This window comes from Streptomyces sp. NBC_01268 (assembly GCF_036240795.1).
Taxonomy (GTDB): domain Bacteria; phylum Actinomycetota; class Actinomycetes; order Streptomycetales; family Streptomycetaceae; genus Streptomyces.
The window spans coordinates 2,652,504-2,675,536 of sequence record NZ_CP108454.1; the positions used below are offsets into that span (position 1 = coordinate 2,652,504).

A 23,033-nucleotide genomic window follows, 5' to 3' on the forward strand; every position below is an offset into this window, starting at 1 on the left:
CGACGCCACCGGCGGCACCGGCCGGTGGCCCCGGCACCGCCCTACACGCACCACCACAGGAAGCGCGTGCACGTCGGGGTCGGGCTCGGCGAGGTGCTGGGCGTGCCGCTCGGCTCGCCCGGCGTCGGGGCGGGGCCGCTCGCCGTGGGCGAAGCGGGGCCCGAGGCCGTGCCGGAGGGCGTGACCGTCGGGGTCGGGGAGCCGGTGGACGCCCGCGGCGAGGCACCGGAGCCGTCCCCGGAGCCCGAGCCCGGCCCCGTACCGGATCCGCGCCCCGCCCCCGTGCCCGTACCGCTGCCCGGCGCGCCGGGGCCACCGGAACCTCCCGAGCCGCCGGAGCCGTGCGAAGCCTGCCCGGTGGGCGCCGGACTCGCGGAGTCCGGCACCTCGACCGTCCCGGGACCCTCGGTCCGCGCGGCGCTCTCCGACGGGGTGAGCGGATCGGGGTCGAGCGAGGTCTCGACGACCTCCTCCTCCTGGACGGCGGTGGCCGCACCGCCCCCGTCGGGCTGTTCCAGGGCCAGCTTCGCCATGCTCAGCGCCCCGGCCGCGAGCACCAGGCCGAGCGTGCCGACCAGGACCGTGCGCCCGCGCCGCGAGCGCGCCCGGCGGCCCCCCTTGGCTCCGGCGGCGCCCCGAGCGCCCTTTCCGCCCCTGCCTCCGCCACGCGCGCTCCGGCGCGCGGCGGCGCGCCCCTCGCCGGGGCGCGGCGGCTCCAGGGGGTCGAGCTCGAAGGCGTAGCCGAACTCCGGCTCGGCCGGCGGAGGGAAGTCCGCCGCCGGTGCGGCGTTCGGGTGGGGGGCGCGGTACCGCAGCTCCTCGACGGGGATCCCGCAGCCGGCACAGGCCAGGGCGCCGTTGAGATGCCGTCGGCACTGGTGGCAGTAGTCCATGGCGCCCGCAGGCTATGCGTCCCACGGACACGACAGGTAGCCACAGAGGTGAGGATCCTGTGAGGAAACCGCAGGTCGTCGGCGTGCCGTCGCTAATCTCCCCCTTCGGGCAGGATGGGCGCATGACCCCTGCCGCCCCCTTTGGGCCGGACGAGTTCCAGCTCGTCCTGCTCCGCCGGATGGCCGACCACCAGCCGGGACTCGTCGAGGAGGCGCTGCGCGCGCTCGGCGCCACCCACACCGTGATGCGCGAGGCGAACAAGCGCTGGCAGGCGCGGGCGCACGCCCGGCGCGGACCGGGTGAACTCGACCGCTACCGGGCGGCGCTGGGCGAGCCGGAGGCGCGGCAGGCGATCCCGGGCTTCCCCGCCGGGCACGAGGCCTGGGTGTGGCCGGTGCCGCTCTGGCCCGAGCTGCGGTTCACGGTGTGCGCCGGGCCGGGGCGCGCGGTCTGGTCGAGGACCCTGACCAGGGCGCCCGGCGCGCCCGTACCCGGACTGCGCACCGCGGCCGACCTGGTGCCGTGGCGGTGCACGATCGACGAGGTGTACACGGCGTTCCGGGGCGCCCGGGCCCGCGAGCAGGTCTCCCCGGCGCTCACCCGGCTGGACTTCACCCTGCCCGACGGCACGGCGTGCGCGGCCGAGTTCGCCTGGGGGCTGCTCCAGCGACTGCTGCCGCCGGTGAACCCCTGACCAGCCCTGCCGGACCCCTCACCCGAGCCTGACCCTCCGTCAGCAACTGCCCACCCCCGGGCGGCGCAGCCCAACGCGCGCCCCGGCCGGGGCGGCAGCACGATGCGAACAGGACCGCGCTCCGCGCACCGCCTCGCCCGTGCCAGCACCGCACTCCGGAGGAACGCCGTGACCGTCAGCCTTGAGCAGCTGCGCCGCTGCCATGTCGCCGTCGACCTGGGAGCAGCCCGCACCCGGGTCTTCGTCAAGGGCGCCGGACTCGTCGTCGACGAGCCGTCCGTCGCCGCCGTGAACACCCGCACCGGCGCGCTCATCGCCGTCGGCGCCCTCGCCGAGAAGATGACCGGCCGCACCCCCGACTACATCCGGGTGGTCCGCCCCGTCTCCGGCGGCACCGTCGTCGACATCGAGATGGCCCAGCGGATGCTCCGTCACCTGCTGGGCGACAAGCTCCGCCGCCAGCTGCGCCGCAAGCCCCGGCTGCGCGCCGCCGCCTGCACCCCGCACGACAGCGACCCGCTCGCCCAGCGCGCCGCCGTGGAGACCCTGGTCGGCCTGGGTGCCCGCCGGGTCGAACTGGTCGACACCCTGATCGCGGCGGCCGTGGGCTGCGGGCTCCCGGTGGAGCAGCCCACCGCGACCATGATCATGGTGTGCGGGGCGGCCACCACCCAGGTCGCCGTGCTCTCGCTCGGCGCGATCGTCACGGCCGAGCGCGTCCCGGTCGGCGGCGACGCCATCGACCACGCGATCATCCAGCACCTGCGTCACCAGCACGAGCTGATGCTGCCCAGCCAGTCGGTCCGTCCGCTGCAAGTCGCCCTGCACGGGAACGGCCTGACGCTCCAGGGCCCCACGTACACGGAGATCCACGGCCGGGACGTGGCCACCGGCCTCGCCCGTTCGGTGACCGTCGACACGGCCGCCGTCCGGGAGGCCATCCAGACCCCGCTGACCGCCGTCCTCGACGTCATCGGCAAGGTGCTCCGCGACTGCCCGCCCGACCTGGTGGCCGACCTGGCGGACCGCGGCATCATGATGGTCGGCGGCAGCGCCCTGCTGCCGGGCCTCGACCAGATGCTGCGCGAGGCCACCGGGATGCCGGTGCACATCGCCGAGCGGCCCGACATCTGCGCGGTACTCGGCCTGGGCGCGATGCTGGAGGGCAAGATCCAGCCGCTGGCGCTCGCCCCGCTGTCCGAAAGCGAATAGCCGAGGGCTGGGTGTTTTGTACGACAATGACCCTATGTCGATCATGGACGAGCACGGAGACGAGCACGGGAACGGCCCGGCCGACGAGCCCGACGACGCCTCCGCCCCCCGGCTCCCGATGCTCCTCGAAGCCGTCCTCGGCGTCGGCAACGAGCTCGAACTGCGGGCCACCCTCCAGCACCTCGTGGAGACCGCGACCCAGCTGACCGGGGCCCGCTACGGGGCGCTCGGGGTCGTCGACCCCGAGCGCCGGACCGTCACCGACCTGTACACCTCCGGCATCACGGAGGAGCAGCGGGAGCGGATCGGCCGGCTCCCCGACGGGCACACCGGACTGCTCGGCGTGCTCGTCCGGGACGCGCGGCCGATGCGGCTCGACGACGCGACCGCCGACCCGCGCTCCGCCGGCGTGCCCGAGGGCCACCCGGGCACGAACACCTTCCTCGGCGTGCCCGTCCGGGTGCACACCGAGGTGTTCGGCAACCTCTACCTCACCGAGAAGCGCGAGGGCCCCTTCACCGAGGAGGACCACAGCCTGCTGCGCGTCCTCGCCTCCCAGGCCGGCATCGCCATCGGCAACGCCCGGCTGTACGAGACGGCCCGGCAGCGCGAGCGGTGGATCGAGGGCGCCGCCGCCGTCACCACGGCGCTGCTCGCCGGCGAGCCGGCCGAGAACGCCCTGATGACCGTCGCCGAACGGGCCAGGCTGCTCGCCGACGCCTCCGCCGGCGTGGTGCTCCAGCCCACCGAGGAGGGCGGCATGGAGATCGTCGCCGCCTCCACCACCGACGACCCAGGCGACCTGGTCGGCACCACGATCGCCCCCGGCTCCCCCGTCCTGGTCCAGCTGCTCGGCGGCGAGCCCGTCTTCGTCGAGGACTCGGCGACCGACCCCCGGATGACCACCCACGTCCGCAGCCGCTTCGGGCCCTCGATGATGCTGCCGCTGCAGAGCGGCGGGCAGCTCATCGGCACCCTCGCCCTGCCCCGGCGGCGCGGCGACCGCCCGTACACGGCGGTGGACCGGCTGCTCGCCGCCCAGTTCGCCTCCCAGGCGGCCCTCGCCCTGGTCCTCGCCGACGCCCAGCACAACCGGGAGCGGCTCGCCGTCTACGAGGACCGCGACCGGATCGCCCGCGACCTGCACGACCTGGTCGTCCAGCGCCTCTTCGCCACCGAGATGATGCTGGAGTCGACCCGGCGCCGGGCGGACGACTCCTCCGACGAGGACGCGCTCCTGGGGCGCGCCGTCGACGAGCTGGACTCGACGATCCAGGAGGTCCGCACGACGATCTTCGCCCTCCAGCAGCCGCCGGCCGACGCGCCCACCTCGTTCCGCGGCCGGGTGCTGCGGGAGACCGGCGGCGCGGCGGCGCTGCTCGGCTTCCAGCCCTCCGTGCACTTCTCCGGCGCCGTCGACACCCTCGCCGAGGAGACCTCCGCCGACCGGCTGCTCGCCGCCCTGCGCGGCGCGCTCGCCGCCGCGCACCGCCGACCCGGCGTCGGGGCGGTGACGGTCGAGGTGACCGCGGACGAGAACGGGCTGCGGCTGCGCGTCGAGGACGACGGCACCCCGCCGACGACGGTGACCTGGCCCTGACCCGTACGGCCCCGCCATCCCCTGTACGGCCCGCCATCCCCCGTACGGCCCAGTCCCGCGCGCACCGCCCCCGGCCCGGATCTTGACTGAGGGCGTGGACACCGAAGCGAAGATCCCCGCGGCCGCCTACCGCAACCTCGTCATGGCGACCATCGGCTTCACACTCACCTTCTGGGCCTGGAACCTGATCGCCCCGCTCGCCAGCTGGTACGGCGACCGGCTCGCGCTCAGCTCCTTCCAGCAGTCCCTGCTCGTCGCCGTCCCCGTGCTCGTCGGCTCGCTGGGCCGGATCCCGGCGGGGGCGCTCACCGACCGGTACGGCGCGAAGACGATGTTCCCGCTGGCCTCGGCGCTCACCATCGTGCCCGTCCTGCTGCTGACCGTCGTCAAGGACTCGTACGGTCTGATGCTGGCCGTCGGCTTCCTGCTCGGCCTCGGCGGCACGACGTTCGCGATCGGCGTCCCGCTGGTCAACTCCTGGTTCCCGCCGGCCAAGCGCGGCTTCGCCCTCGGCGTCTTCGGCATGGGCATGGGCGGCGTGGCGCTGTCCGGCTACTTCACCCCGCGGATCGCCCGGCACGGCGAGAACCTGCCCTTCTTCGTGGTGGCGATCGCCCTCGCCGTCTATGCCGTGCTCGCCGCCGTGCTCCTCTCCGACCGTCCCGACCGGCCGGTGCCCGCCGCCTCCCTCGCCCACCGGCTCGGCCAGGCGGGCCGGCTGCGGGTCACCTGGGAGCTGTCGGCGCTGTACGCGATCGGCTTCGGCGGCATCGTCGCGTTCGGGGTCTACCTGCCGACGTACCTGAAGACCTGGTACGAGCTCGACCCGACCGACGCGGGCACCAAGGCCGCCGGATTCGCCGCGGTCACCGTCGTGTTCCGGCCGTTCGGCGGCTGGCTCTCGGACCGCGTGCACCCCGCGCTGGTGACGGCCGTCGCGCTCGGCGTCGTCGCGCTCCTGGCGATCGTGCAGGCCTTCGACCCGCCCCTGAACCCCGGCGGCACCACCGCCCTGCTCATCATGGCCGCCGGCCTCGGCACCGCGAGCGGCTCCGTCTTCGCCCTCGTCTCCCAGGTCACCCCACAGGCCCAGGTCGGCAGCGTCACCGGCATCGTCGGCGCGATGGGCGGCCTCGGCGGCTTCGTCCCCCCGCTGGTCATGGGCGCCATCTACAGCGCCAAGGGCTCCTACTCGATCGGCTTCATGCTCCTGTCCGACCTGGCCCTCGCCGGCTGCGTCTACGCCTACGGGCGGATGCGGAACGTCCGGCCCGAGGACGACGACCCGCGGCCCGAGGTGAGCAAGGTCGCAGCGCGCCGCCCCTGACGCCTGGGCAGAATGCCTCCATGAGCGCCCTGTTCCCCGCCCTGAAGGCCGGATCCGACCGGCCCGCCCTGCGCTTCGGCGCGGACCCGCTGACGTACGAGGAGCTGGCGCGCGCCGCCGGGGCCCTGGCGGTACGGATCGGGGGCGCCGGCCGCGTCGCCGTCTGGGCCACGCCCACCGCGGAGACCGCCGTCGGCGTGGTCGCCGCCCTCCTCGCCGGTGTGCCGGCCGTCCCCGTCAACCCGCGGATCGGCGCGCGCGAGCTGGCGCACATCCTCGGCGACAGCGCGCCCGGCGGGGTGCTCGCGGGCGCCGGGGACGAGCTGCCGGAGGGACTCACGGAACTGCCCCGGATCGACGTGGAGACACGGGTCCCGTACTTCAGCCCCGTCAGCGCCGTCACCGCCTTCGGCGACGGACCCGACGACCCCGAGGCCCCCGCCCTGATCGTCTACACCTCCGGCACGACCGGCCCGCCCAAGGGCGTCGTGCTCTCCCGGCGGGCGATCGCCGCCTCCCTCGACGCCCTGGCGGAGGCCTGGGAGTGGACCGCCGAGGACGTGCTCGTGCACGCCCTGCCGCTGTTCCACGTGCACGGGCTGATCCTCGGGGTCCTCGGCCCGCTGCGGCGCGGCGGCGAGGTGCGCCACCTGGGAGCCTTCTCCGTCGAGGGGGTCGCGAAGGAGCTCGGCGACGGCGGCGGCACGATGCTGTTCGGCGTGCCCACCATGTACCACCGGATCGCGGAGGCGCTCCCCCACGACCCCGCGCTGGTCCGGGCGCTGACCGGCGCCCGGCTCCTGGTCTCCGGCTCGGCGGCGCTGCCGCTGCGCGACCACGAGCGGATCACGGCGGCGACCGGCCGGACGGTGGTCGAGCGCTACGGCATGACCGAGACCCTCATGAACACCTCCGTCCCCGTCGGCCCCGGCCCGCGCCCCGGCTCGGTCGGACTGCCGCTGCGCGGGGTCGGGCTGCGCCTGGTGGAGGAGGACGGCTCGGTCCTCGACGCGTACGACGGCGAGACCGTCGGCGAGATCCAGGTCAAGGGCCCGAACCTGTTCACCGCCTACCTCAACCGCCCGGACGCCACGGCGGCGGCCTTCGCCGACGGCGGCTGGTTCCGCACCGGGGACATGGCGGTGCGGGAGGCCGACGGGTACGTCCGGATCGTCGGCCGCAAGGCGACCGACCTCATCAAGAGCGGCGGCTACAAGATCGGCGCGGGCGAGATCGAGAACGCCCTGCTCGACCACCCCGAGGTCCGCGAGGCGGCCGTCACCGGTGAACCCGACCCCGACCTCGGCGAGCGGATCGTGGCCTGGGTGGTCCCCGCCGACCCGGCCCGGCCCCCCGCGCCCGACGCCTTGGCCGCCCACGTCACCGCCCTCCTCGCCCCGCACAAGCGGCCCCGCGAGGTCCGCTACCTGGCGGCGCTGCCCCGCAACGACATGGGCAAGATCCTCAAGAAGGCGCTGCCGGGGACGCCCGATGCCTGAGCGGCTCTCCGCGCGGGAGGCCGTGGCCCTGGTCGCGGAGGAGTTCACGCCCGACACCGCTCCCCCGCCCCCGCAGCCGCCCGACGGGCCGGTCGCCTGGAGCGGCTACGACGCCTCGCGCGCCCGGGCCGCCGGGCGCACCGGCGCCGACGAGTCCGTCCTGTACGGCACGGCGACCGTCGGCGGCCGGCCCTGCGTGCTGGTCGTCTTCGAGTTCGGCTTCCTCGGCGGCTCGCTCGGGCGGGCGGCCGGGGACCGGCTGGTCGCCGCGTACCGGACGGCGGCCGAGCGGCGCCTGCCGCTGGTCTCGCTCGTCGCCACCGGCGGCAGCCGCATGCAGGAGGGCATGGTCGCCCTCGCCCAGCTGCAGCGCGTGGCCGCCGCGGCCGTCCGGCTCCGGGCCGCGGGCGTGGCCCATGTGACCGTGCTGCGCGACCCGTCGACCGGCGGCGGCTGGGCCACGGTCGGGGCGGGCGCCGACGTCGTCCTGGCCCTGCCCACCGCGCAGGTCGCCTTCGCCGGCTCCCGGGTGCGCCCGGCGGACGCCGACCCGGCCGCTTACACGGCGGAGGGGCAGTACGCCCATGGCCACGTCGACGCGCTCGTCCCGCCCGAGCGGCTGCGGGAGACCGTCGCGCTGTGGCTGCGGCTGCTCGGCCCGGACGCCACGCCCGGCGACTCGGAACCGCCGGTGGCCGCTCCCCCGCCGTACGCCCTCGGTCCGCTCGGCCCGCCGGCCTCCGGCTGGGACGCGGTGCGGCGGGCCCGGGCCGCGGAGCGGCCGCGCGCCGGGGCGTACCTGGCCCGGTACTTCGAGGTGCGGGCGACGATCCGCGGCGACCGGGCCGGGGGTGTCGACCCGGGCGTGGAGTGCGGTTTCGGCGTGCACGAGGGGCGGGTCGTCGCGTACGCGGCGCAGGACGGCGGGGCGACCCGGCCGGCCGGGTTCCGGACCGTGGCGCGGCTGGTGCGGCTCGCGGGGCGGCTCGGCGTCCCCGTCCTCACCCTGATCGACACGCCCGGCGCCGCCAACGACGCCGACGCGGAACGGGCGGGCGCGGGCCCGGCCATCGCGGACGCCTTCACGGCCCTCGCGGAGGCCCGCACCCCCGTCACCTCGCTCCTCGTCGGCGAGGGCGGATCGGGAGGCGCGCTGGCGCTCGCGGCCCCCGGCAACACCTGGGCCGCGCCCGGCGGCTACTTCTCCGTCATCGCCCCCGAGCTCGCCGCGCAGATCCTGAAGCGCCCGCCGGACCGCGTCCCCGAGACGGCGGACCAGCTGCGGCTGCGCCCCCAGGACCTGGTGGAGCTCGGCGTGGTGCGGGGAATCGTCGGAGCGGATCCCCGGCGGGACGGCTGACGGGGCCCGGGCGGCGGGCGAGGCCCTCTCCCCCTGATCCCGGGCGGCACGAAGCCCCCTCTGGACGAGGGGGCTTCGCGGTGGTCCGGTGACGTCAGCCGATGCTGACGTCACCCGCACACACGCTGAAGTCGCCACAGACGACGACCGTGTTGTCCACCACGACGATGTCGATGTCCTCCCCGTACTCGGGCCCGTTGTGGGCGAGGGCGGTTCCGGAACCGACGAGAACAGCGGCGGCGGCCAGCGTGACCGTGGCGATGAACCTACGCATGAATACCTCCTGGACGAGCGGAGTTGCTCATGTCGGAGCCTCGCCGGGGCATAGGCCGTCAGCAAGTGCACGCGCCCTGTCGAGTGGCGGGATGACCCGTTCGGCTGGGAGCACTTCTACTTCACGCCCACCGCCCGGATGACCTCCTGCCGTACCGAGCCGCCCTTGTCGTCGTGCGCGCCCGCGCGCAGCGAGACGGACGTCGCCCGGGACGGGACGCGCAGCTCACCCCGCCACGAACGGTCCAGCCCGACCTTCGTCCAGCTCTTCCCCTCGTCGTACGAGACCTCCAGCGAGCCGCCGCCGATCCGGCCGGTGCCGGCCGCGTCCGCCACGTACGCGGCGGTGATCCGGACGGGGACCCGGGAGCCGGCCCGGACGTCGCCGGCGAGGTCGGTGCGCAGGTCGAAGCCGAGGTTGATGAGCGGCAGATAGGTGATCCGGTCGCCCGGCGTCTCGGCGGACCGGAAGGTCCACTCGGCGTGGCCCTTCGTGCCGAGGCGCCAGCGGGCCGGGTCGAGCGCGGTGTCGGTGACGACCTTGTACGCGGCCTCCTCGGCCGGGGCGTCCCAGGCGTAGGCGCCGGAGCTCTTGCGCCGGTCGACACGGACGCCGTTCACGTACACCTCGGTGTACTGGGTCATCGAGTCGTCGCCCCACACGTTGCCGAAGCCGGTGTGGTCGGGGCCCGAGTCGCCCCAGCCGGGCGTGTTGAACCGCAGGTCGTTGCCGCTGCGCTCCTGCCCCCAGCCGAGGCCGGTGCCGAGCCAGGGGTGCCAGACCGGCTTGAACCACTCCAGTGCGTTCTCGCTGCCGCCCCGGTAGACGGACTGCCCGCCGCGCTGTTCCAGGGAGTCGCCGAGGTCGACGGACTCGTGCCAGCGCTGTCCGGTGCCGGTGGAGACGTACTCGGTACGTTCGGCCGGGAAGGAGATCCACTCCTTGAAGCCGAAGCCGATCCGGAAGGTGTCGGTGAGCGAGTAGCGGAACTCGCCGCCGAGCTCCTTGCGGGCCGTCGGCATGTGGAACGTGGAGCGGATCGTGGCCAGTTCCCTGTGCCCCGGGCGGAACACCAGGTCGGTGCCGATGGCGCCGGGGTGCCCCTCGGAGAGGTCGTACGTGTACGGGGTGAAGCGGGTGCCCGTCAGGTCGAGCGCGGTGCCGCGGGCGGCGGCGGCCGCGAGGCGGGCGGCGTCGGCCGTGTTCACGGTGGCGACGGAGAGCGGCCGGTCCTCGTAGTCGGCGGTGCCGAACCACGCCATCAGGCGCCCCGGCCGGTCGTCGGTGACGAACAGCGCCTTCGCGCCCGCGTCCTGGGCGGTCTGGGCGAGCGCGACCGGATCGGCGCCCTCGGTGCGGCGGACCAGGACGGCCTTGCCGGTGACGTCGCGGCCGGCGTACTCGGCGGCGGTGCCGGTGCCCGCGTCGACGACGCCGAGCCGGTGGCGGCCCTCCAGGAGGGTGCCGCCGGGCTGCGCGGTGACGTCGGCGAGCCGGGCGCCGCCCGCCGTCGCCTCCAGCATCGGCTTGCCGAGCCGCCAGACCGTCCGGTACTCGAAGCTGCCGGTGGCGGGCGCGGTGGTGGGCGCGGCGAAGATCGAGTCGTAGGTCGCCGGGACCTGGACGGCGCCGCCGTAGGAGGCCCCGTTCGCCTTGCGGTCGAACTCCATCAGGAGCTGCCGGGTCTCGGTGCGCCGCTCGACCTCGGCACGGATCTCGCGCAGCCGCCGGCCGTCGAGGGTGACCTCGCGGTCGCGGTCGAGGACGATCTCGGGCGCGGTGAGGAAGCCGAGGCCGAGGGAGTCCTCGCCGTGCGAGCCGCGGACGTCGAGGAAGGTGTCGACGGTGTACGTGCCGGGCTGCAGGCGCAGTTGGAGGGTGCCGGAGTCGCCGACGGCCACCGGGAACGGATCGGCGTCGGCGGCCAGCCGCTGCACGCCGAGGTGGGCCGGGACGGGGGCGCCGTCACGGTCCTTGACGTGGACGGTGAGCGTGTAGCGCTCCTCCTCCTTGACCAGGCCGAGCGCGGTGTGGGCGACCGTGGTGCCGTCCGAGCTCGCCGTGATCCGGCCGGAGCTGCTGCCGACGGGGGCCTTGGCGCCGTCGCCGGTGACGGTGGTGGCGGCGCTGCCGTGGGCGGGGACGGTGAGGGTGCTGTCGGCGAGGGCGGCGGTGCCCTCGGGCATGCCCTCGACGGACAGGTCGAGCCGGACGGGCGCGTCGGAGGAGTTGGTGTAGGTGACGGTCTTCGTCACCTGCTTGTCCGCCTCGTAGGGCCAGGCGTAGAAGCCCAGGTCGGCGGAGCCGGTGGCGGTGACGTTCGCGGCGATGGCGGCGGCGACGTCGACGCGGCCCGCGCCGAGGTCGTAGGCGGAGTCGGCGAGCGTCCTGGAGCTGGACATGAGGGCGTTCTTGAGCTGGGCGCCGGTCCAGTCGGGGTGCCGCTCGGCGAGCAGCGCGGCGACGCCGGCGACGTGCGGGGTCGCCATCGACGTACCGCTCATGGAGGTGTACAGGCCGCTGCCCGCGATGAGTTGGGAGCGGGCGGCGAGGATGTCGACACCGGGGGCGGAGACGTCGGGCTTGAGGCCCTGGTCGCCGTAGCGGGGGCCCTTGCTGGTGAAGTAGGCGGCCTCGTCGGCGGAGTCGACGGCGCCGACGGTGAGCGCGGCGTCGGCGGCGCCGGGCGAGCCGATGGAGCCGGGGGCGCCGGAGTTGCCCGCGGCGATGACGAAGAGCGCGCCGGTCTCGGCGGAGAGCGCGTTCACGGCCTGGGCCATGGGGTCGGTGCCGTCGCTGGGCTCGCTGGACCCCAGGCTCATGGAGACGATCTTCGCGTCGACGTCCCGGGCGGCCCACTCCATGCCGGCGATGATCTGCGATTCGCTGCCGGAGCCCTGGTCGCTGAGGACCTTGCCGACGGCGAGGGCGGCGCCGGGGGCGACGCCCTGTTCCTTGCCCGCGGAGCCCGCGCCGCTGCCGCCGACGGTGGAGGCGACGTGGGTGCCGTGGCCGTTGCGGTCGGCGACCTCCTGGCCCTCGATGAACGACCGGGTCTCGCCGACCCGTCCGGTCAGGTCCGGGTGGCCGGCGTCGAAGCCGGTGTCGAGGACGGCGACCTTGACGCCCTTGCCGGTGAGCCCGGCCTCCCAGGCCTTGGGGCTGCCGATCTGGGCGTTGGACTCGGCCATGGCGGCGGTCACCCGGGCGTCGAGCCAGACCTTGGCGGGGCCCGCCGAGCGGCGGGACGGGGCGGTGAACTCGCGCCAGAACGCGCCCGGTTCGGTGACGGTGACGGCGGCTCCGCCGATGCTGGGCAGCGCGCGCACGGTCTCGGTGCCGCGCGGGGCGCCCACGGCGCCGCGGGCGTTCCGGCCGCCTCCGTTCGTGACGATCAGCGGCAGTTCGCCGGTGATGCCCTGCTCGACGAGGCCGGTGACGTCGAAGAGGCGCCGGTCGAGGACGCCGGACTCCAGGTAGGGCCGGGCCTCGTCGGGTATGACGGTGACCCTGCCGTTGACCGTCTCGCTGCGGACGGCCCCGGTGGCGCCCTTGGCCCGCTCGACGGTGACGGTGCTCCGGCCGCCACCGAGGTCGGTGAGGGTGACCCGGTCACCGGTGACGAGGGTGACGGTGGCGGAGGCGGACGCCGCGGCGTTCCTGAAGGTGTCCGGCACGGCGGGTTCCGCCGCCCCGGCGGGGGTCTGGCCCGCGGTGAGCAGCATCAGGGAGAGCCCCGCCGCGAGCAGGCCGGCTGCCCTTCCTCCTACGGAAGGTCTGATCACGACACACTCCTCGGGCGCCCGGGGGAAGAGGTGGTTCCGGGCGTCGCGAGGAGTCTGGTCCGCGGGGCGGGAGTTGACCCTTGTCGCGCCTGGCGGCTATGTGCCGTGGCGGTCAACCGCCAGTGGGCGAGGGGGATTCGTCGGGTCAGGCGGTGGGGTTGTCGGCGTCGTAGCGCCGGAAGCCCTTCGCGTACAGGGAGAGGATCCCGATCGCCAGGACACAGGCGAGGCCGCCGCCGGTGATGGCCACGGCCGGGGAGGTGAGGTCGGCGACGGATCCGGCGAGGAAGTCGCCGAGACGCGGACCGCCCGCGACGACCACGATGAACACGCCCTGGAGCCGCCCGCGCATCTCGTCCGGGGCCGCGACCTGCATCATCGTGTTGCGGAAGATCATCGAGACGGTGTCGGAGTACCCGGCGACGGCGAGCAGGAGCAGCCCGAGCCAGAGGTTCCGGGTGAGCCCGAACGCGGCGATCGCGGTGCCCCAGGCCGCGACGGAGAGCAGGATCGCCTGCCCGTGGTGCCGGATCCGGCCCTGCCAGCCCGACAGCACCCCGCCGAGGAGCGCGCCGAACGCCGGTGCGGCGACCAGGAGCCCGGTGGTGCGGGCGTCGCCGCCGTACCAGAGGACGGCGACGGCCGGGAACAGTGCGCGCGGGTGGGCGAGGATCATCGCGCAGAAGTCGGAGAAGAAGGTCATGCGCAGGTTGGGCCGGGTCGCGAGGAACCGCAGCCCGTCGAGCACGGAGGCCCGCTTCGCCCCCGTCCGCTCGGGCAGCATCGACGGCAGCCGCCCCATCGCGTACAGCGAGGCCGAGAAGGCGATGACGTCGATGGTGTACGCCGCCTGGTAGCCGGCCAGTCCGACGATGAGGCCGCCGAGGCTGGGCCCGACGAGCGTGCCGAAGGTCGTGGTCATCGCGTTGAGCGCGTTGGCGGCACGCAGCTGCTCGGGCGGCAGCAGCCGCGGGATCATCGAGCTGCGGGCGGGCGCGTTGAGCGCGGCGCAGACGGCCTGGAGGGCGACGATCCCGTACAGGAACCAGACCTGGTGGAACCCGGCGAACGCGGCCGCGGCGAGCGCGGCGGAGAGCACCGCGGACCCGCCGGCGCTGGCGAGCCCCAGCTTGCGCCGGTCGACGGTGTCGGCGACGGCGCCGCCGTACAGGCCGAAGACGACGAGGGGCACGAGCGAGAACAGCCCGACCAGGCCGACCGAGAACGGCGAGCGGGTGATGTCGTAGACCTGGAGCGAGATGGCGAGCGTCGTCATGCCCTGGCCGACCCAGGTGACGGCGTTGCCGAACCAGAGCCGGCGGTAGTGGACGGAGGTGCGCAGCGGGGTGAGGTCGGCGAAGACCCTGCGCTTCCCGGGGCCCGCCTCCTGGGTGGCGGTCACGCGACGGGGGCCGCGAGGCCGGGCGGGACGTCGGCGGGGCGGCCGGCGGCGGTGCGGGCGCCCGCGCTTTCGGCCGGCACGTCGTACCGGAGCTCGGGGCGCGCCCAGTGGATGTGCCCGGAGGGCGGGACGGTGCCCGTGCGGCGGGCGCCGGTGCGCAGGTAGAAGTCCTCGGCGGGCGGATGGGCCACCACCCGTATCGACCCGAGCCCGGCGGCCCGCGCCTCCCCGATCATGTGCTCCACGAGCAGCCGCCCGATCCCCCGCCCCTGGGCCTCGTCGGCGACGAAGGCCAGGTCGAGCTCGGCCTCGTCGAGGAGCAGCGCGTAGAAACCGAGCACCTTGTCCCGGCCGTCGACGGCGACGTACACGGGGTGGTGCTCGATGTACGTGCCGCCCACCTGATACCCGTCGACCATGGCGGCGTAGTCGCCCCGGTAGGCACCGGACTTCCGGACGATCTGGGTGAGGCGCTTGGCGTCGTCGGCCGTGGCGCGTCTGAGGGTGATCTCGACCATGAGGGGAGTATAGGACCGCCTAGGCGGTTGGCTCCTTACATTTATGTGAAGGACGAGAGGCGGTGCTCACCCGCAGGCCGCGAGGTCGTCCGGGTCGACGCCGTCGAGGCGGGCGGCCAGCGCGTTCAGCCGGTCGCGGAGTCCGACGATCTCCTCCAGGTCGAGCCCGGTGGCGGCCGCGATGCGGCGCGGCACACCGAGCGCCCGCTCGCGCAGGGCGGCCCCGTCGCCCGTCACCCGCACGGTGACGGACCGCTCGTCCTCGGGACTGCGGCGCCGCTCGACGTAACCGGCCGCCTCCAGCCGCTTGAGCAGCGGGGACAGGGTCCCGGAGTCGAGCCGGAGCCGCTCGCCGATCCCCTTGACGGGCAGCTCGCCGTGCTCCCAGAGCACGAGCATCACGAGGTACTGGGGGTAGGTGAGCCCGAGCTCCTTGAGCGCGCCGCGGTAGACGCCGTTGAAGGCGCGGGTGGCGGCGTGCAGGGAGAAGCAGATCTGGTTGTCGAGCCGGAGGAAGTCCTCGTCGGCGGCTGCGTCGATGGTGCGTCCGTCCATGGGGTCCAGGGTACGGGAGACCCGCATCACACGCAATTAAGTTGTGCACAACTAAATCGCGCACTATAAATATGAAGGCAGCACGGCCGGCGCACCGGCCGGCACACCGCACCTCCTCGGACAGAACGGACGGGAACACCCATGGACGCGATCTACACCGCAGTCGCCACCGCCAACGGCCGCGAGGGCCGCGCCGTCAGCTCCGACGGCCACCTGGACCTCCCCCTCGCCCACCCGGCGGCCCTCGGCGGCAACGGCCAGGGCACCAACCCGGAGCAGCTCTTCGCCGCCGGGTACGCGGCCTGCTTCGCGAGCGCGATGGGCGTGGTGGCCCGCCAGGAGAAGATCGACATCGCGGACGCCTCCATCACCGCCGAGGTCTCCATCGGCAAGGACCCGTCGGACGGCGGCTTCGGCCTGGCGGTCGTGATGCGCGCGGAGTTCCCGGACCACCTCCAGGGCGAGGCGGGCGCGGCCCTCCTGGAGAAGACGCACGCCTTCTGCCCGTACTCGAAGGCGACGCGCGGCAACATCAAGGTCGAGCTGGTCGTGGAGTAACCACACAAGGTCGTGGCGCAGCAGGACACGGTCCAGGAGCAACCACGGACCGGCCCCATGGCCGCCGCGGCGACCGAGGCCGTCAAGGTCACCGCCGTCGGCAACCGAACGCCCCCTGTGCACTTTTCCCGCACAGGGGGTGTTCGCATCTGCTCGTTCATGTTGAGATACGGGGGATTCGCCTGCCGTACGGCGGGCAGTCATCGGACGGCCGCCGGGCGGTAGTTCGGGGGCGCTCTCCTTGGGGCGCCCGTCGCCGGCCCGTCGGCCGGCACGCCGCGCGCCCCGCCCACCCTCACCCCCGGAGGACAACTCCCCCATGGCCGACCTCAATCGCCGCCGGTTCCTTCAACTGGCAGGCGGCACCGCCGCGTTCACCATGCTGTCCGACAGCATCGCCCGCGCCGCGTCCATACCGGCGCAGGGCTCGACCGGCACGATCCAGGACATCGAGCACATTGTCGTGCTGATGCAGGAGAATCGTTCCTTCGACCACTATTTCGGTGCGATGAAGGGCGTACGGGGCTTCGGCGACCCGCGCCCGGTGACGCTGCCCAGCGGCAAGTCCGTCTGGAACCAGTCGGACGGCAGCAAGGTCACGCTGCCCTTCCGCCCGACCAGCGACAAGCTGGGCATGGAGTACCTCCAGGGCCTCAACCACGACTGGCAGGGCGGCCAGAGCGCCTTCAACAAGGGCAAGTACGACAACTGGATCCCGGCCAAGACCAAGGCCACGATGGCCCACCTCACCCGCGAGGACATCCCGTTCCACTACGCGCTCGCCGACGCGTTCACCATCTGCGACGCGTACCACTGTTCGTTCATCGGGGCGACGGACCCCAACCGGTACTACATGTGGACCGGTTACGTCGGCAACGACGGCACGGGCGGCGGCCCCGTCCTCAACAACGCCGAGGCGGGCTACGGCTGGACCACCTACCCCGAGCGCCTGGAGGCGGCGGGCGTGTCCTGGAAGATCTACCAGGACATCGGCGACGGCCTGAACGCGGCCGGCTCGTGGGGCTGGATCAACGACGCGTTCCGCGGCAACTACGGCGACAACTCGCTGCTCTACTTCAACACCTACCGCAACGCGCAGCCCGGCAACCCGCTCTACGACAAGGCCCGCACCGGCACGAACGCGAAGGCGGGCGAGGGCTACTTCGACAAGCTGCGCGCCGACGTCCAGTCCGGCGGCCTCCCCCAGATCTCCTGGATCGCCGCCCCCGAGGCCTTCTCGGAGCACGCGAACTGGCCCTCGAACTACGGCGCCTGGTACATCGCGCAGGTCCTGGACGCGCTGACCTCGAACCCGGACGTGTGGGCGAAGACGGCCCTGTTCATCACGTACGACGAGAACGACGGCTTCTTCGACCACGTGGTCCCGCCGTACGCGCCGGGCTCGGCCGCCCAGGGCCTCTCGACGACCCCCACCACCCTCGACTACTTCGGCGGCAAGGTGGGCTACGCGGCCGGCCCCTACGGCCTGGGCCCGCGCGTCCCGATGCTGGTCGTCTCCCCCTGGTCCACCGGCGGCTACACCTGCTCGGAGACCTTCGACCACACGTCGATCATCCGCTTCATGGAGTCCCGCTTCGGCGTCCAGGAGCCCCACATCACCCCCTGGCGCCGCGCGGTCTGCGGCGACCTGACCTCGGCGTTCGACTTCACCCGCACGAACACCCAGTCCGCCCAGCTCCCGCCGACCGCGGGCTACTACCCGCCGGACAAGAACCGCCACTCCGACTTCCTGGCCACCGCCCCGGCGGTCGGCACGATGCCCCGCCAGGAACCGGGCACGAAGCCCACCCGTCCCCTCCGCTACGCCCCGTACGTGGACGGCGCGGCGGACACCACGGCCGGCACGTACCGCCTCACCTTCAGCGGCGGCCCGTCGGCGGGCGCCCAGTTCTACGTGACGTCGGCGAACCGCACGGACGCACCGTGGACCTACACGACGGAACCGAACAAGTCCATCGCGGACACCTGGAACACGAAGTACAGCAAGACCCTCACGGACCTGACGGTCCACGGCCCCAACGGCTTCCTCCGCCGCTTCCGCTCCCCCGGCAAGACGGCGGTCCCGGAGGTGACGGCCCGCCACAACGCGACGACGGGCAACCTGGACCTGACCCTGACGAACGGGACGTCCACGGACGCGACCCTGACTCTCACCAACGCGTACGCGGGCCAGCCGCTGACGGTGACGGTCCCGAAGAACTCGACGGTCACCCGCACCGTGGACCTGACCGGCTCCTCCCGCTGGTACGACGTGACGATCACGTCCTCGTCGAACACGGACTTCCTCCGCCGCCTGGCCGGCCACGTGGAAACGGGCGCGGCGGGCGTGTCGGACCCGGGCATCCTGACGTACTGATGTGAGCCCGCCCCGGCACCGCTCGTACGGTGCCGGGGCGGCAGACATAGGAAGCAGGTAGGGCAGCCCGCCCTAGAAGATCTTCTTCCCTCCCTCGAAGAGCTTCTTGTGGTACAGCGCGAAGTACCCGCCCAGGTCCCCGCTGGTGACGCTGAATCCGCGCACGGTCTCGTCGTCCGTCGTGAAGGCGCAGAACACCGTCTTCTCATCGAGTACGGCGATGCTCAGCGCGTCCACCTGGGAGATGGCGCGGGTGTCGTGCAGTTGGATCGAGTGGAGCCGGTACTTCCCGTTCTTGACCGACTTCGCCTGCTCCCGCTGCTCCTCGACCCACTCGTGCATGGCGTCGGTCTGCGGTTCGGCCATGACCCGCAGGAGCGCGCGGTCGGAGCCGGCGTTGGCCCATGTGACGCAGGCCTTGAAGTAGTCCTTGGCGGCCCGTTCGTTCCCGGGCGGGACCCGCCGGAAGTAGCTGGAACGCACCTCGTCGGTGGTGTCCTTGAGCGCGGTCTTCAGCGCTCCGTAGAACTCCCTCCCGTTCTTGTAGTGGGTGACCGAGGACGCGGACGCGATGATCGCGTCGACCTTCTCCTCCACGCTCTTCTGCTGCTTCTGGACGAGGTCGAGGCGCTGGAAGACCAGCCCGGCCAGGAGGAGCGCCACCGGCGCCGCCCAGCCGTCAGCGGTCCAGGCCGCCGTGAACACGTTGCGGAGAGTGAGGATCGCGGCCCCGATGAGCGGGATCCACACGGTGACGACGGACGTCACCTTCTCCGCAGTGCGACTTACCTTCGCTTTCACCACAGACTCCCTACTGTGATCGGGCGATGGCTGCCCTGGGACGCAAACTACGCGCGTAGCCGCCCCCAGGGACAGGGGTGTCCACACCCCAAGACGTCGACGGGAGGGGGTGGGTTGCAGTGACCCCGTAGGGTGAGTCGCCGTGAGCGAATGGCAGATATCCGATGAGGCGGGCGGCGTGCTCGCCGCGCGCTGGTGGCAGTGGGCGTTGTCGGCGCCCGACGAGGTCAGCCCGGTCGCGGACGAGACCGGGGAGCACGCGGGGTGGCGTCAGCCGGAGGACCTGTGGTTCCTCGCCGGGACGTACGGCGGGCGGGTCGAGCGGCGTTGCGAGCTGCCGGCCGGGCGGCGGGTGTTCTTCCCCGTGCTCAACATCCAGCACACGAAGCTGTTCTCGCGGAAGCCGATGAGCCTGGACGTCACGCGGGCGACGGCTCACCTGAACGGCGTTCCGCTTCCGCTCAAGGAGTTCGTCGCGCCGCCGTTCCGGGTGGGGCTGCGGATGCATCTCGCCTGGGGACTCTGGACGGGGCTCGCGCCCCTGACGCCGGGGCAGTACGTGCTGGAGATCAAGGGGGAGACGGCGGAGGGGTTCTGGGTCGACACGACCTATCACCTGACCGCCGTCGGCGACTGACCACGGGCGGGGCTGAGGGGGCCTCGGCGGACGGCGACTGACCACGGGCGGGGCCAAGGGGGTGGCACCAAGGGGACGTCGGCGGACGGCTGTTGCCGAGGCGGCGTTCCGGGCCGCGCGCAAGCGGCTGCCTGACGCGCGGGGCGTATGGCGCGCGACGCCCGGAGTGGGAGGCGGTCCCGGCCACCTGGGAGGATGTCCGGCGATCACGCGCCTACAGATCAGGGGGACATGCAGGTGCCTTCCGTCACGCCGCCGCCCAGGCCGTCCTATGCGCCCTCGGCGCCGGCGTCGCCGCGCGACTCCCCGCCGCTGCGGAACAGGACCACGTGGGTCACCGTCGTCGTACTGCCGCTCGTCGGCGCACTGGTGCTCTGGCTCGCCCAAGGCGGACTGTCCTGGGTGGCGGAGAAGATCTCCGGTCCGGCCGGTCTCACCGTCTTCGACGGGGGGATCGGCGGCTGCGTACCCCGGTACGTCGACGCGTCGCTGGAGGACCTGAAGCGGGAGCCGGACGCCGCCGACAAGGGCGTGCCCGTCCACGGCGCCCGGAGCGAACCCGTCGAGCTGCCGCTGACGCTGCAGGCGAAGACGTCGCAGGCCGTCGTCGTCACCGGTGTGCGGATCACCCTGCTCTCGGCGAAGGCCGTCCCCCGCACCGGAGTCGTCGTCGAGCCCGACGGCTGCGGGGCCCTCATGACGCCGCGAGCCTTCGACGTCGCCCTCACCGTCACGCCCACGCCCGTCGCCGAGCCGGTGCCCGGCAAGAACGGGGCGGTGGCCGACTTCCCCTTCAAGGTCTCCGACAGCGACCCGGAGGTGCTCACCCTCCGATTCGACCCGGGCTCCCAGGACGTGCGCTTCACCGTGGAAGTGGAATGGGTGGCCGACGGGGAGTACGGCAGCAAGGTCCTGGACAACAGGGGGCTCGGGTACCGGGTCATGGCCAGGGGCGGTCTGCCCCTCCACCCGCACGCGGCGCTCTACAGGTAGGCCACCACGCGGCGGCGCGGGCGCATCCGTACGTACATTCGTGGGATCCCGGCGTGTCGCTCCTGTGACGCGTATCACCGGTGGGGCACCGTGGACGCAGGGCTGGCAAAACCTTCCTGCGGCCACGGGCAGTGGTGGGGCGGGTGGGACTCGAACCCACGGCCGACGGATTATGAGTCCGCTGCTCTAACCGGCTGAGCTACCGCCCCGAACACCACGGCGCGTACAAGTGTGCGCGCCGTCTGCCGCAGCATAGCCGCTCATACGATCTCCTGCTCCGGATGGTCGGCCATGCTCGATCTAGAGGACTCCGGGGGCGAGCCGGTGGTTCCCGGGGAAACGAAAAAGGACCCCGTAGGGTCCTCTTCCGCTCTGCTCCCCCGACTGGACTCGAACCAGTAACCCTCCGGTTAACAGCCGAATGCTCTGCCAATTGAGCTACAGGGGATCGCGCTCCCCCGACTGGACTCGAACCAGTAACCTGCCGGTTAACAGCCGGCTGCTCTGCCAATTGAGCTACAGGGGATTGCTGCGTTGCGACGAACGGATCCACCTCCGGCCTTGCCGGGGGGCGGTCGCTCGCTGCGAGACATAGATTAGCGCAAGCAGGGGGGTGCTCCGCCAATCGGTATCCCCAGGGCGCTCCAGGGAAGGGTCACAGCCGTGCGGTACAAGCTGATCTTCGTCGCGGGACTGGCCGTCGGGTTCGTGATCGGGACCCGCGCCGGGCGCGAGCAGTACGAGCGGATGAAGAAGTCCGCGCAGGCCGTCGCGCAGAACCCGGCCGTGCGCAACGCGGCCGAGTCCGCCGCCCAGACCGGGCGCCAGGTGGCCGGGAAGGCGCTGCACGCCGTCGGCGACCAGGCGCAGAAGATCCGGTCGCGGCGCGACCACGACGGCCAGTTCTCCGTGTACGAGGAGGACGACTGGGGCACGAGCAACACCTGAACCCGGCACGGCCCCGCGTACGGCAGAATCATGTGCCATGGGGATAGTCGCCGGACTCGACAGCTCTTCGGACTCCACGCGCATCGTCGTGTGCGACGCGGACACGGGCGCCGTGCTGCGGCAGGGCCATGCCGCGCACCCCGTCGAACCCAAGGCCACCGACGTCGATCCGCAGGCCTGGCTGCTCTCCCTCGGTGAGGCCGCGACCGGCGGCCTGCTCGAAGGCGTCGAGGCCATCGGGGTCGCCGCGCAGCAGCACGGCCTCGTCCCGCTCGACCCGCAGGGCGCCCTCGTGCGGCCCGCGCTGGTCGGCAACGACAAGCGGGCCCAGGTCGCCGCCGCCGACCTCGTCGAAGGTCTCGGCGGGCGTTCCGCCTGGGCCGAGGCCGTCGGGGTCGTCCCGCACTCCGGGCTGCCGCTCGCCAAGCTGCGCTGGCTCGCCCGCAACGAGCCCGAGCACGCCCAGCGGGTCGCCATGCTCCTCCAGCCGCACGACTGGCTGGTCTGGCAGCTGCTCGGCCGCCCCGCCCGTCGCACCACCGACCGCGGCGCCGCCTCCACCACCGGCTACTGGTCCGCCCGCGGCAACACCTACCGCCCCGACCTGGTCGAGCTCGCGCTCGGGCACCAGGCCGTGCTCCCGGAGGTGCTCGGCCCCGCCGAGGCCGCCGGCACCACGCCCGAGGGCCTGCTGATCTCCGCCGGTACGGGGGAGACGATGGCCGCCGCCCTCGGGCTCGGCCTCGGCACCGGCGACGCGGTGGTCTCCCTCGGCGCCTCCGGTTCCGTCATGGCCGTCCACCACGAGGCCCTCTCCGACCCGGCCGGCGCGATCACCTCGTACGCCGACGCCACCGGCATGCACCTGCCCGTCGTGCACACCTCGAACGCCGTACGGGCGCTGCGGGGCACCGCCGAGCTGCTGGGCGTGGAGTCCCTGGACGAGCTCTCCGCGCTCGCCCTCGCCTCCACCCCCGGCTCCTCCGGGCTCGTCCTGCTGCCCTACCTGGAGGGCGAGCGCACCCCGAGCCTGCCGCACACCGCCGGCACCCTCTCCGGGCTGCGCCGCGAGTCGATGAAGCCCGAGCACCTGGCCCGTGCCTCCTTCGAGGGCATGCTCTGCTCCCTCGCCGACGCCATGGACGTGCTCCGCGGCCGGGGCGTCGAGGTGCGGCGGGTGTTCCTGCTCGGCGCGGCGGCGGGGCTGCCCGCCGTCCAGGCCATCGCGCCCGCGCTGTTCGGCGCGCAGGTCGTCGTCCCCCAGCCGGCCGACTACGCGGCGCTCGGCGCGGCCCGGCAGGCCGCCTGGGCCCTCGGCGTGTCCCGGGGCACCCTCACCCCCACCGCTCCCCCGGCCTGGCAGGGCGCCGCCGCCCAGGTGTTCGAGCCGGGCGAGGACCTGGCCGTCGGCCAGGCCGTGCGCCAGCAGTACGTCGCCACCCGCGAGCAGATCCACCCGGGGGCCTTCGGGGGCTGAGGCGGGAGCCGTTGAGGGGATGACGCCGCCCGGGCCTCGCGCCCCCGGCGCCCCCGCTTCGTAAAGACTTCCCCAGGCCTGGGCCCGGGCCTCGAAACCCAGTCGTAACGCCGCAGCGGCGC

Annotated in this window: 19 protein-coding genes and 3 tRNA genes; 12 read left to right on the forward strand and 10 right to left on the reverse strand. The window is 73.6% G+C overall.

Features of this window, described 5'->3' with window-relative positions:
• Window positions 1–41 precede the first annotated feature (41 nt).
• Entirely contained in the window at window positions 42–893 is an 852-nt protein-coding gene (locus tag OG309_RS11725; RefSeq protein ID WP_329420352.1) for an SCO2400 family protein, read from the reverse strand.
• Between the two features lie 122 nt (window positions 894–1,015).
• Here OG309_RS11725 and OG309_RS11730 point away from each other — a divergent pair, with 122 nt between their 5' ends.
• The 6 genes from OG309_RS11730 to OG309_RS11755 all read left to right on the forward strand — a co-directional run bounded on the left by OG309_RS11730 (window position 1,016) and on the right by OG309_RS11755 (window position 8,586).
• Entirely contained in the window at window positions 1,016–1,588 is a 573-nt protein-coding gene (locus OG309_RS11730) for a hypothetical protein (protein WP_329420353.1), read from the forward strand.
• Window positions 1,589–1,756: 168 nt separating this feature from the next.
• Window positions 1,757–2,800, forward strand: coding sequence for a rod shape-determining protein (locus tag OG309_RS11735; RefSeq protein ID WP_329420354.1), 1,044 nt, complete (start codon window positions 1,757–1,759; stop codon window positions 2,798–2,800).
• 43 nt (window positions 2,801–2,843) lie between these two features.
• Window positions 2,844–4,400, forward strand: a complete 1,557-nt coding sequence (locus tag OG309_RS11740) for a GAF domain-containing sensor histidine kinase (RefSeq protein WP_402544394.1) — start codon at window positions 2,844–2,846, stop codon at window positions 4,398–4,400.
• Window positions 4,401–4,542: 142 nt separating this feature from the next.
• Window positions 4,543–5,727 carry a nitrate/nitrite transporter gene (locus tag OG309_RS11745; protein WP_329428278.1) on the forward strand — a complete coding sequence of 395 codons (1,185 nt, stop codon included), beginning with the start codon at window positions 4,543–4,545 and terminating at the stop codon, window positions 5,725–5,727.
• Between the two features lie 20 nt (window positions 5,728–5,747).
• Window positions 5,748–7,226: an acyl-CoA synthetase gene (locus OG309_RS11750; RefSeq protein ID WP_329420355.1), complete on the forward strand. Its 1,479-nt coding sequence runs from the start codon at window positions 5,748–5,750 to the stop codon at window positions 7,224–7,226.
• On the forward strand, window positions 7,219–8,586 hold the full coding sequence (locus OG309_RS11755; protein ID WP_329420356.1) for a carboxyl transferase domain-containing protein: 1,368 nt from the start codon (window positions 7,219–7,221) through the stop codon (window positions 8,584–8,586). Before OG309_RS11750 ends, OG309_RS11755 begins: the two co-directional genes overlap by 8 nt.
• 94 nt (window positions 8,587–8,680) lie before the next feature.
• Here OG309_RS11755 and OG309_RS11760 read toward each other — a convergent pair whose 3' ends face one another.
• The 5 genes from OG309_RS11760 to OG309_RS11780 all read right to left on the reverse strand — a co-directional run bounded on the left by OG309_RS11760 (window position 8,681) and on the right by OG309_RS11780 (window position 15,120).
• Complete coding sequence (locus OG309_RS11760) at window positions 8,681–8,860, reverse strand: hypothetical protein (protein WP_329420357.1); 180 nt, start codon at window positions 8,858–8,860, stop codon at window positions 8,681–8,683.
• 116 nt (window positions 8,861–8,976) lie between these two features.
• The gene (locus OG309_RS11765; protein WP_329428280.1) at window positions 8,977–12,585 is read right to left on the reverse strand and encodes a S8 family serine peptidase; all 3,609 of its coding nucleotides are present in this window, start codon (window positions 12,583–12,585) and stop codon (window positions 8,977–8,979) included.
• Window positions 12,586–12,790: 205 nt separating this feature from the next.
• The gene (locus OG309_RS11770; RefSeq protein ID WP_329420359.1) at window positions 12,791–14,047 is read right to left on the reverse strand and encodes an MFS transporter; all 1,257 of its coding nucleotides are present in this window, start codon (window positions 14,045–14,047) and stop codon (window positions 12,791–12,793) included.
• A complete protein-coding gene (locus tag OG309_RS11775; protein WP_329420361.1) occupies window positions 14,044–14,565 on the reverse strand; it encodes a GNAT family N-acetyltransferase in 522 nt (173 codons plus the stop codon). Before OG309_RS11775 ends, OG309_RS11770 begins: the two co-directional genes overlap by 4 nt.
• A gap of 66 nt (window positions 14,566–14,631) precedes the next feature.
• Window positions 14,632–15,120, reverse strand: a complete 489-nt coding sequence (locus OG309_RS11780) for a MarR family winged helix-turn-helix transcriptional regulator (protein WP_329420363.1) — start codon at window positions 15,118–15,120, stop codon at window positions 14,632–14,634.
• A 141-nt stretch (window positions 15,121–15,261) separates the two neighbouring features.
• On the opposite strand from OG309_RS11780, the gene OG309_RS11785 reads away from it, so the two are divergent.
• Both OG309_RS11785 and OG309_RS11790 read left to right on the forward strand, forming a co-directional pair.
• A complete protein-coding gene (locus OG309_RS11785) occupies window positions 15,262–15,678 on the forward strand; it encodes an organic hydroperoxide resistance protein (protein ID WP_329420365.1) in 417 nt (138 codons plus the stop codon).
• 319 nt (window positions 15,679–15,997) lie between these two features.
• Window positions 15,998–18,055 (forward strand): phosphocholine-specific phospholipase C, encoded by a 2,058-nt coding sequence (locus OG309_RS11790; protein WP_329420367.1) that lies wholly within the window; start codon window positions 15,998–16,000, stop codon window positions 18,053–18,055.
• Window positions 18,056–18,127: 72 nt separating this feature from the next.
• Here OG309_RS11790 and OG309_RS11795 read toward each other — a convergent pair whose 3' ends face one another.
• Complete coding sequence (locus OG309_RS11795; protein ID WP_329420368.1) at window positions 18,128–18,856, reverse strand: hypothetical protein; 729 nt, start codon at window positions 18,854–18,856, stop codon at window positions 18,128–18,130.
• 142 nt (window positions 18,857–18,998) lie between these two features.
• On the opposite strand from OG309_RS11795, the gene OG309_RS11800 reads away from it, so the two are divergent.
• A complete protein-coding gene (locus tag OG309_RS11800; RefSeq protein WP_329420370.1) occupies window positions 18,999–19,493 on the forward strand; it encodes a hypothetical protein in 495 nt (164 codons plus the stop codon).
• 231 nt (window positions 19,494–19,724) lie between these two features.
• Complete coding sequence (locus OG309_RS11805; protein ID WP_329420371.1) at window positions 19,725–20,486, forward strand: hypothetical protein; 762 nt, start codon at window positions 19,725–19,727, stop codon at window positions 20,484–20,486.
• A gap of 132 nt (window positions 20,487–20,618) precedes the next feature.
• Here the strand turns inward: OG309_RS11805 and OG309_RS11810 are convergent.
• From OG309_RS11810 to OG309_RS11820, 3 genes are all read right to left on the reverse strand, one after another.
• Window positions 20,619–20,695 (reverse strand) — tRNA-Ile (locus OG309_RS11810).
• A gap of 166 nt (window positions 20,696–20,861) precedes the next feature.
• A tRNA-Asn gene (locus OG309_RS11815) sits at window positions 20,862–20,934 on the reverse strand.
• A 5-nt stretch (window positions 20,935–20,939) separates the two neighbouring features.
• Window positions 20,940–21,012 (reverse strand) — tRNA-Asn (locus tag OG309_RS11820).
• Between the two features lie 137 nt (window positions 21,013–21,149).
• On the opposite strand from OG309_RS11820, the gene OG309_RS11825 reads away from it, so the two are divergent.
• Together OG309_RS11825 and OG309_RS11830 are read left to right on the forward strand one after the other, a co-directional pair.
• The gene (locus tag OG309_RS11825) at window positions 21,150–21,434 is read left to right on the forward strand and encodes a YtxH domain-containing protein (protein ID WP_329420372.1); all 285 of its coding nucleotides are present in this window, start codon (window positions 21,150–21,152) and stop codon (window positions 21,432–21,434) included.
• 37 nt (window positions 21,435–21,471) lie between these two features.
• Complete coding sequence (locus OG309_RS11830; protein ID WP_329420373.1) at window positions 21,472–22,911, forward strand: FGGY family carbohydrate kinase; 1,440 nt, start codon at window positions 21,472–21,474, stop codon at window positions 22,909–22,911.
• The last annotated feature ends 122 nt before the right edge of the window (window positions 22,912–23,033 follow it).